General features: G+C 73.3%; 8 protein-coding genes and 1 pseudogene. 3 read left to right on the top strand and 6 right to left on the bottom strand.

The annotated features are described in order from the left end of the window. A pseudogene (locus AB0K09_RS27885) lies at window positions 1–94 on the bottom strand (TerD family protein); the annotation flags it as partial. A gap of 83 nt (window positions 95–177) precedes the next feature. Between AB0K09_RS27885 and AB0K09_RS27880 the strand changes: the two are divergent. Further along, complete coding sequence (locus AB0K09_RS27880) at window positions 178–783, top strand: short chain dehydrogenase (RefSeq protein ID WP_366068179.1); 606 nt, start codon at window positions 178–180, stop codon at window positions 781–783. Between the two features lie 27 nt (window positions 784–810). Here the strand turns inward: AB0K09_RS27880 and AB0K09_RS27875 are convergent, their stop codons facing one another. From AB0K09_RS27875 to AB0K09_RS27860, 4 genes are read right to left on the bottom strand one after another with little or no spacing between them, the layout of a single operon-like run. After that, entirely contained in the window at window positions 811–1,401 is a 591-nt protein-coding gene (locus AB0K09_RS27875) for an ATP/GTP-binding protein (protein ID WP_366068178.1), read from the bottom strand. Further along, window positions 1,388–1,753, bottom strand: coding sequence for a DUF742 domain-containing protein (locus AB0K09_RS27870; protein ID WP_366068177.1), 366 nt, complete (start codon window positions 1,751–1,753; stop codon window positions 1,388–1,390). The genes AB0K09_RS27875 and AB0K09_RS27870 overlap by 14 nt, the downstream gene beginning before the upstream one ends. Next, window positions 1,753–2,157 (bottom strand): roadblock/LC7 domain-containing protein, encoded by a 405-nt coding sequence (locus tag AB0K09_RS27865; protein ID WP_366068176.1) that lies wholly within the window; start codon window positions 2,155–2,157, stop codon window positions 1,753–1,755. Before AB0K09_RS27865 ends, AB0K09_RS27870 begins: the two co-directional genes overlap by 1 nt. Next, complete coding sequence (locus AB0K09_RS27860; RefSeq protein ID WP_366068175.1) at window positions 2,154–4,445, bottom strand: nitrate- and nitrite sensing domain-containing protein; 2,292 nt, start codon at window positions 4,443–4,445, stop codon at window positions 2,154–2,156. Before AB0K09_RS27860 ends, AB0K09_RS27865 begins: the two co-directional genes overlap by 4 nt. A gap of 270 nt (window positions 4,446–4,715) precedes the next feature. Here AB0K09_RS27860 and AB0K09_RS27855 point away from each other — a divergent pair, with 270 nt between their 5' ends. Further along, entirely contained in the window at window positions 4,716–5,753 is a 1,038-nt protein-coding gene (locus AB0K09_RS27855; RefSeq protein ID WP_366068174.1) for an SDR family oxidoreductase, read from the top strand. Beyond that, window positions 5,750–6,325, top strand: a complete 576-nt coding sequence (locus AB0K09_RS27850; RefSeq protein ID WP_366068173.1) for a TIGR03086 family metal-binding protein — start codon at window positions 5,750–5,752, stop codon at window positions 6,323–6,325. Before AB0K09_RS27855 ends, AB0K09_RS27850 begins: the two co-directional genes overlap by 4 nt. 18 nt (window positions 6,326–6,343) lie before the next feature. Here the strand turns inward: AB0K09_RS27850 and AB0K09_RS27845 are convergent. Beyond that, the coding region (locus AB0K09_RS27845; RefSeq protein ID WP_366068172.1) for a hypothetical protein at window positions 6,344–6,531 on the bottom strand (188 nt) is incomplete at its 5' end.

The following is a 6,531-nucleotide window of genomic DNA, read 5'->3' as shown; positions in this document are numbered from 1 at the left end:
CGCCGTCGAGGGTGTAGCGGGCCAGCTCCTGGCCGGTGGTCTCGTCGACCAGGCGGCAGTAGGCGTTGCGCACCTCGGCGAAGGTCTGGCCGGTGTCGCCGCGCTCGAACACCTCGCCCCGCACCCCGCCGGCCGGGCCGCCGAGCCCGCCGCGTCACCCCGCAACGGAGGTCACCCGTGAAGATCCTGCTCGTCGGAGCCACCGGCACCCTCGGCAAGGCCGTGCACGCCGTCCTCGCCGAGCGGCACGAGGTCGTCACCGCCTCCCGCGGCGGCGCCGCCGACCTCAAGGCCGACATCACCGACCCCGGCTCGATCGACGCCCTCTACCGCGAGGCCGGCAGCGTCGACGCCGTCGTCTGCACCGCCGGCGGCGTCCCCTTCCGCCCCCTGGCCGAGCTCACCCACGACGACCTGCGCACCGCCGCCCACGACAAGCTCCTCGGCCAGATCGAGCTGGTCCGCCGCGGCATTCCCGCGGTGACGGACGGCGGCTCCTTCACGCTCGTCACGGGCATCCTCTCCGACGAGCCCATCCGCACCGGCGCCCTGGCCTCGATGGCCAACGGCGCCGTCGACGCCTTCGTCCGCGCCGCCGCCACCGAGCTCCCGCGCGGACTGCGCATCAACTCCGTCAGCCCCACCGTCCTCACCGAGTCGGCGGCGAAGTACGAGGCGTTCTTCCCCGGCTTCGAACCGGTCGGCGCGCACGCCGCGGCCCTGGCCTACCGCAGGTCCGTCGAGGGCGTGCAGACCGGCCGCGTCTACCGCGTGGGCTGGTAGGGCCGGGCCCCGGCAGGCCGCCGGCGGTCAGCCGGCCGCGGTGACCCGCGCCTGGGCGATGAGCAGATCCAGCAGCGACAGCAGGGCGCCGCGGACGTCCTCCCGGGAGCGGGCGTCGAGCAGCAGGACGGGGGTGTCCGGGTCCCGCAGGTGCAGGGCCGCCCTGATCTCGTCGGCGGTGTACGGCTGCTCGCCGTGGAAGCAGTTCGCGCCGACGACGAACGGCAGTCCGCGGTTCTCGAAGAAGTCGACGGCGGCGAAGCTGCGGTCCAGCCGCCGGGTGTCGACCAGCACGAGCGCCCCGAGCGCCCCGGACAGCAGGTCGTCCCACATGAACCAGAACCGCTCCTGGCCCGGCGTGCCGAACAGGTACAGGACCACTCCGGCGTCGTCGAGGGTGAGCCGGCCGAAGTCCATCGCGACGGTGGTCGACGCCTTGCCCTCGATGCCGTCGAGATCGTCGACTCCTACGCCCGCGGCCGTCAGCCGCTCCTCGGTGCGCAGCGGATCGATCTCGGATATCGCTTCGACCAGGGTCGTCTTGCCGACGCCGAAGCCCCCGGCGATGAGGATCTTGACGGGGGACGCTTCGGGTGCGGCGGTGTCATAGGCGGGCAAGGTTGTCCCTGATTTTCACGAGCAGGTGGACATTGGAGGTTTCGCTGGCGTCCAGCGGCGGGCGGTGACGGATCAGGCCGCGGTCCAGCAACTCGCCGAGCAGGACCGTCACCGGGGTCAGCCGCATCCCCATCCGGGCGGCGAGCTCGGCGACGGCCCGGCCGTTCGGCGCCGGGCACATGGCGAGGATCTCCTGCCACTCCGTGGGCAGGCCGCTGTGACCGTCGGCTCCGGCGATCGCCGTGATCATCGTGTCCATCGTCAGGCCGTCGCGGGACGCGGCCGTACGCCCGTCGGTGAGGGCGTACAGCCGTGTCCGGCGGCCCCGCCCGGGCTGGGGGTCGGCCGCCATTACGCGGTGGGCGCCTGGGTGCGCTCGGGGGTGCTCAGCCACTCGCCGAGCGCCTGCGCGGCGCGGACCGTCTCGCCGCCCAGCTCCCCGAGCCGGGCCTTGCGGGAGGCCACCACGATCAGCGTGCTGCCCGCCCCACAGCCGACGATGCACAGATACCGCTCGTCCATCTCCACGAGCTGGCGGATCACCCCGCCGCCGTCGATCTCCCGCGAGATGGCCTTCATGGTGGAGGCGACGCCCGAGGCCGCCGCGGCCACCCGCTCGGCCTGGTCCCGCTCCAGCAGGTAGGCGCTGAGCCTGAGTCCGTCGTTGGAGAGGAGCACGGCTCCCTGGATCCCCGCGATCCTGCTCAAATTGTTGTCCAGGATGCTGTAGATCACGTCGTTGTGTGCCGTCGTCATGACTGGTCCCCTCGGAGCTCGAGTTCCACTTGCCGGGTGCTGTCTTCGTAGTCCGCCCAGGCGTCGGCCACCTCTTCGGGCGTGGCGGCGTCCCCGCCGGCCGGCTCGGCCGCGCGCGGCTCGCGGAGCTGCCGCGCGATATGGGTCTGCGGGCGGCGCTCGGGGAGGGCCGGCCGGGCGGGGACGTCCCCGGAGCCGGCCACGGGCGGCACCTCCGGCGCCGGGATCCGGGCCGAGCGCACCTGCTCCCCGCGCCGGCGGCGCGGCAGTCCCGCCGTGGTGGGGGGCGGGTCGTCCGCGGGCCCGGACGGCTTGACCGGCGCGGGCGCTTCCCGCGGCTCGGGGGCCTTCGCCGGCGGGAGGGCCTTCGCGGGCGCGAGGGCCTTCGCGGGCGCGGCGGCGGGCTCCCGGGTCTCCACGAGGTGCTCGCCGGGGACGATCACCACGGCGGACGTTCCGCCGAACGCCGACCGGCGCAGCGTGACCCTCGCGCCGAGCTGGTCGGCGAGGTGGCCGACCACGAAGAGGCCGAGCCGGTGCGCGTTCTCGGCCAGCACGGAGTACGGCGGTGCGGAGTGCAGCCGGCCGTTCATCTCCTCGTACCGTTCGGGGGTCACCCGTGGGCCGCGGTCGTCGATCTCGATGCAGAGGCCGTCGGGCACGAGTTCGGAGCGGATGGCGACCCTCGTCGCCGGCGGGGAGAAGCGGGTGGCGTTGTCCAGCAGCTCCGCCAGGAGGTGGCTGAGCTGGCTGATCACTCCGGGCTCCACGCTGGTCTCGTCCAGGGCGTGACGGTCGATGCGCCGGAAGTCCTCGACCTCGGCGGCCGCCTCCCGCAGCAGGTCGGCGATGCGCATGGGCTCGGTGTGCGGGTCGGGGATCTCGCCGCCCGACAGGATGAGCAGATTCTCGATCTGCCGCCGCATGCCCACCGTGAGCTGATCGGACCTCATGAGGTCGGCGAGCAGCGCCTCGTCCTGGCCGAAGGCGTCCTGGAGGTGCTCGGTCAGGGCGAGCTGCCGGCTGACCAGGTTCCCGGTGCGGGACGCGATGCCGGAGGCGAAGACGCCGAAGCCGTGCCGCTCGTCGGCGAGCTTGCGGTGCCCCTCGACGGACACGGCCACGACGCGGGCGAAGGCGTCGCTGATCAGTCCGACCTCGTCCTGCTCGCCGCGCGGCTGCGGCAGCGCGTCGGTGCCGATGGCCTGTCCGCTCTGCAGGCGGGCCACGACGTCCGGCAGGGTCTTCTCGGCGATCGTCACCGTGCGGTCGTGGAGCTCCCGCAGGCGGCGCATGACCGAGCGCGTGGTGAACACCACGACGGCGATGACCAGCAGGAGCGCGGCGCCGCCGGCCGCCACCAGCAGGGCGACCTCACGGTCCAGCGCCGCCGCCTGGTCGTCGGCGTGGCCGAGCAGCTCCCGCAGCTCGGTCTCGTCGAGGGTGCGCAACTGGGCGGAGAAGGTGTCGTGGGCGATCCGCCACTCGCGGACGTACGGCGGCAGCGCCACGCCGGAGGGGACGTCCCGGTGGTCGGAGACGACCGCCTTCTCGACGCGGGACTTGGTCTGCCAGGCGTCGGAGGCGAGGATCTGCCGGAGCACCTCCGCGTCGTCGGCGGGCAGGTCGCGGAGGATCGTGTCGTACAAGTAGTCGCCCGCGCCGACGGCTTGGACGAATTCCCCGAACCGGGCGGACGTCAGCTTCCCGGAAGGGCCCGCCAGGGCGAGAACGGTGTCCTCGCGGGCCACCACCTCCGCCGCCGAGAACAAGGCCACCAGCGACGACCTCTCCTGGATGAGCCCGCCGTCGTCGACGTGCTTGAAGTCCGCGTAGCTGCGGATCGTCTCGCCGATCACGCCGGTGTAGTAGTCGACGGTGTCGTCCGGGCTGCCGTGGCGCGCGTCGGCACGGGCGCGCTGGGCGCCCAGGTCGCCCAGGCGCCGCGTGACCTCCTCGATGTGCTGCTTCGACCCGTCGGAACGGACCTGGCCGGGGTCGGACGACTTCAGGAACGCGGCCACGGCCCGGTCGGTGTCGGCACGGCTGCCCCGCAGATCGGCCAGGGGCTCGGGGGTGCCCGCCCACCACGCGGCGGTGAGCGCGCGCTCGGCCTGGAGCTTGGTCATGAGCTCGTACAGCGGTACGCCGGTCTGCCGGCCGGCCACCACGTCCTCGCGCAGGTGCCGGGACTCCTGGAGCGAGCGGTTCGAGCTGATGAGAACCTGGACGCCCATCGCCACGGTGGGCACCACGGCCAGCCAGACGAGCAGGGTACGCAGGCGCACGGTACGCCGTCGGCTCGTTCGTGCCGGCTCGTCCGGGCCTTCGGATCCTGTGGGAGTCATCAGTCCTCGTCAAACGAAGTCGGCCATTCCTGAGAAGGGGTCGATCATAACCAGCCACCTTGAGACAGTGCGGTTGAGGTTGTGGTTGAGGAATGGTATAGGCGCTCAAGAGGAGTTGATCGCCTGCTGGGGTGATTGTCGGCCGTGCCCGGTGTGCCCTGGACGGGCCGGGCGTTTGCGCGCCGAGCGCGGGGGTACTCGGCGTCGGTGATGACCAGAAGGAATCCCTCCGTCGTCGTGGTCACCGGCGCCAGCGGCGGTGTCGGCCGGGCCACCGCCCGCGCCTTCGCCGCGCGCGGCGCGAAGGTCGCGCTGCTCGCGCGCGGCAGCGCGGGCCTGGAGGCCGCCGCCGAGGACGTACGGGCCCGGGGCGGCGAGGCGCTGCCGCTGGCCGTGGACATGGCCGACCACCATGCCGTCACCGCCGCCGCGGACCGCGTCGAGGAAGTCTTCGGCCCGGTCGACGTCTGGGTGAACAACGCCTTCACATCCGTCTTCGCTCCCTTCGTGGAGATCGAGCCGGACGAGTTCCGCCGCGTCACCGAGGTCACCTATCTGGGCTATGTGTACGGCACGCACGCCGCCCTGTCCCGGATGCTGCCCCGCGACCACGGCACGATCGTGCAGGTCGGCTCGGCACTGGCCTACCGCGGCATCCCTCTGCAGTCCGCCTACTGCGGCGCCAAGCACGCCATCCAGGGCTGGAACGAGTCGCTGCGCTGCGAGCTCCTCCACCAGGGCAGCAAGGTCCGGACGACCATGGTGCAACTGCCCGCCATGAACACCCCGCAGTTCGACTGGGTGCTGTGCCGGCTGCCGCACCACGCGCAGCCCGTGGCGCCGATCTACCAGCCCGAACTCGCGGCGCGCGCCATCGTGCACGCCGCCGCGCACCCCCGGCGCCGCGAGTACTGGGTCGGCGGCAGCACCGTCGCCACCCTCCTCGCCAACGCCGTGGCCCCCGGGCTGCTGGACCGCTACCTGGCCCGTACCGGGTTCGACTCGCAACAGACCGCCGAGCCCATGCCGCACACCGCCGTCGGCGCCCCCGCCAACCTCTGGAAGCCCGTCGACGGCGCGGGCGGACACGACTTCGGCGCCCACGGCACGTTCGACCACCGGTCACACCGCCACGCTCCGCAGCTGTGGCTGTCCCTGCACCGCAACACCCTCGCCGCGGGAGCCGTGGCCGGAGCCGCCGCGGCCCTCCTGCGGGCGGCCCGACGAGCGAAGGGGTGCCGGCGATGACCGACCGCAGGACGCTGCTCGCCCGGCACGGCGAGGCGCTCGACCTGTTCGGCGAACGCGTGCACGCCGTCACCCCCGGCCAGTGGGACGCGCCGACGCCCTGCACCGAGTGGACCGTGCGAGACCTGGTCAACCACCTCACGGTGGAACAGCTGTGGGTACCGCCCCTGCTGGAGGGCGCCTCCATCGAGGAGGTGGGCGACCGGTTCGACGGCGACCGGCTCGGCGACGACCCGGTCGCCGCCTGGGACCGCGCCGCCGAGGACGCCCGGACCGCCTTCGCCGCGCGCGGCGCCCTCGGCCGGACCGTCGAACTGTCCTACGGCTCCACGGGCGCCGATGCCTACTGCGCGCAGATGACCGCCGACGCCGTGGTGCACGCGTGGGACCTCGCCCGCGCGATCGGCGCCGACGAGCACCCCTCGAAGGCCCTCGTCGACTTCACCCGCCGCGAGTTCGGCCCGTACACGGACAGCCTCTCGGGGACCGGCCTGTTCGGCAAGCCCGTCCCGGTCCCGCCCGGGGCCGACGCCTGGGCCGAACTCCTCGCGGGGCTCGGGCGCCGGCCGTGACGTCGCTCCACACGCCCGTCACTCGCGGACCGATGGACCCCCGGCCCCCATGGCGTCCTCCTCCACCATCCTGAGCAGTTCGACGACGTCGAGTTCGTTCATGGCCGAGGCCCCCACCCTCTTCCCGCCGCAACGGCGACCGGCCGGGACGGCGAGGGCCCGGCGGAATGGACAGAAGAGAACCCGGACCGGACCGGGGGCCGTGG

Source organism: Streptomyces sp. NPDC049577, assembly GCF_040675635.1.
In the GTDB taxonomy this organism is placed as follows: domain Bacteria; phylum Actinomycetota; class Actinomycetes; order Streptomycetales; family Streptomycetaceae; genus Streptomyces.
Note: the sequence above shows the minus strand (reverse complement) of the source record. Positions and strands in the feature narration are given on the sequence as shown.

What these genes read in the sequence shown, in the direction of transcription:
- AB0K09_RS27850 (WP_366068173.1), top strand. Translation starts at nt 5,750, where the DNA reads ATGACCGACCGCAGGACGCTGCTCGCCCGGCACGGCGAGGCGCTCGAC.
- AB0K09_RS27865 (WP_366068176.1), bottom strand. Translation starts at nt 2,157, where the DNA reads ATGACGACGGCACACAACGACGTGATCTACAGCATCCTGGACAACAAT.
- AB0K09_RS27870 (WP_366068177.1), bottom strand. Translation starts at nt 1,753, where the DNA reads ATGGCGGCCGACCCCCAGCCCGGGCGGGGCCGCCGGACACGGCTGTAC.
- AB0K09_RS27855 (WP_366068174.1), top strand. Translation starts at nt 4,716, where the DNA reads ATGACCAGAAGGAATCCCTCCGTCGTCGTGGTCACCGGCGCCAGCGGC.